We start from the raw sequence: 1,937 nt of genomic DNA on the forward strand, positions 1-1,937 counted from the left end.
ACCACCGGAGACGGACAGGCGTCCTCCCGCCGCAGGTTAGGACAAGTTCAACTAATCAGGCATACAGCACAAGCTGGAGCAGAGGTAAAAGCCTCCCATGGGTCTTTTCCTGGGTAAACGCCCTCTCAGAATGGTCAAGGCACAACATGAGCGGCGCGACGAACGAACTGCCCGACGCGGCGCTGGTCACCAAGCAGTCCGCGAAGCTGGACGCGGCGCTGAAGGGCTGACGCGCGACGGCGGCCAATGTGATGCTCCTCGACGGTGGCGTCGTGAAGATGCTCGATTTCGGTAGCGCGATCCCGCGCGGGGCGGGCTCGCCGCCGCGGCTGATCTAGATCGACCGAGCTGTCGGCACGCCGCCGTACATGTCGTCGGCGTGGGGCCTCGGGCGGGCAGTGACCGCTGCGTCGGACGTCTGCTCGCTCGGCTGTCTGTTGTGCGAACCGCTAACCGGCGATATGCCGTTCCATGGGGGCTGACGACGTTCCAGTGCGTGCCCGCCGCCCGCAGTCGCCCGCGTCGTCGGTCCGGGCTCGGCGCGCCGGTATCCCAGTGGCACTGGCCGCGCTGGTGTCGTCGATCCCGTGCGGCCACGGGGCCTGCGAGAAGGCAGGTGGCCTGCCGCCCGTGCGGGTCCGGCTCCATCCAGCCGGCCAGTGATAAGCTTTTCCTTATCGGATGCCGCTGGGTGTCCCCTGCCCGCACCCGGAGGACCCATGGCCGTGATCACCATCGAGATCGACGACGAACGCCTCGCCGAGGCCAAAAACCTCCTGCGCACCGACGACGACGCCCAGACCCTGGACAAGGCCATCGACATCGCCATCGGCGCCGTCCACCAGCGCCGTGCCGCGCTGCAGCGGCTGTCCGAGATGACCGCCGACACCGACGCCGACGCTGCGCGGGCCCGCGTCGCGTGAGCCCGTCGTACCTCATCGACACCAGCGCCTGCAACCGACTGTTCCGCCTGCCCGAGCTCCGTCGCAGCTGGGCGGACGCGGTCGCCGATGGCACCATCGCCGTATGCGAGGTCACCGAACTGGAACTGGTCCGCGCGGCGGGCAGCCACCCCGAGCGCAAGCTGCTGGACCACTACTTGACCGAGGCGTTTACCTGGACTGCCACCCCGGACCGGGCCCTGGCCCGCGCCCGACAGGTCCAGAACAAACTCGTCGAGGTCGGCCGCCACCAGGGCCCCGGCGCGGTCGATCTGCTCACCGCCGCCGTCGCGGAGCTGACGGGGCTGACATTGCTGCACTACGACGCGGATTTCGAGACTGTCGCCCAGGCTACCCGGCAGCCGCATGTGTGGATCGCCCCGCGCGGCAGCGTCGACTGACCCGGAGGTCCCGTACATGAATCCCGACCCCACCATCACAGCCGCGCCGGCACGGCCCGCGTACGCGGCGTTCCTCGCCCAGGCCCGCCGCTCCCGCGGCTACAGTCAGCGCCGGCTGGCCGCCGAACTCGGCGTCAGCCAGGCCCGCGTCGCCCAGATCGAAAGCGGCCAGGCAGCCCCGCAGATCGACACCATCACCTCGTACATCACCGCGCTGGGCGGGCGGCTGCGGCTGGAGGCCGACTTCGACGATCCGCGACAACCTGATGCACCGTCACCTATGTGACGTCCGGGCTGGTCGGCCGGGCATGAGGGGACTTGTGCAGATGAGACAAGCCCCGCAGTCCGCCTGCTGGGCTCTGCCAGGAACCGCCCCGGTGGACGGCCGGTGGACGGACGCCTCCGGACGGCGCGACACGAACCGCCACGGCCCAACCGGCCGCACATGCTCTGATCAGGCAGAACAGCACCGCGCGGCACGAGCCGGAACCAGGCATCACGACGTAAACATTCAGCGGGTAATCGGAGCGTGATGCAGGACGCGTTTCCGTGACGGCGTGTGAGGTCCTGCTGCGGCGTGTGGTTGGATCGTCGG

At 69.1% G+C, this 1,937-nt stretch carries 4 protein-coding genes; all 4 read left to right on the forward strand.

Annotation, left to right across the window (positions count from 1 at the left end; all coding sequences use genetic code 11):
* A partial coding sequence (locus AC0Z36_RS29505; RefSeq protein ID WP_485466152.1) for a hypothetical protein occupies positions 1–230 on the forward strand: 230 nt, incomplete at its 5' end.
* A gap of 489 nt (positions 231–719) precedes the next feature.
* Positions 720–923, forward strand: a complete 204-nt coding sequence (locus AC0Z36_RS29510) for a hypothetical protein (protein WP_485466153.1) — start codon at positions 720–722, stop codon at positions 921–923.
* On the forward strand, positions 920–1,342 hold the full coding sequence (locus AC0Z36_RS29515) for a PIN domain-containing protein (protein ID WP_485466154.1): 423 nt from the start codon (positions 920–922) through the stop codon (positions 1,340–1,342). The genes AC0Z36_RS29510 and AC0Z36_RS29515 overlap by 4 nt, the downstream gene beginning before the upstream one ends.
* A gap of 16 nt (positions 1,343–1,358) precedes the next feature.
* On the forward strand, positions 1,359–1,628 hold the full coding sequence (locus AC0Z36_RS29520) for a helix-turn-helix domain-containing protein (protein ID WP_485466155.1): 270 nt from the start codon (positions 1,359–1,361) through the stop codon (positions 1,626–1,628).
* The last annotated feature ends 309 nt before the right edge of the window (positions 1,629–1,937 follow it).

The organism is Kitasatospora sp. UYEF31 (assembly GCF_057291755.1).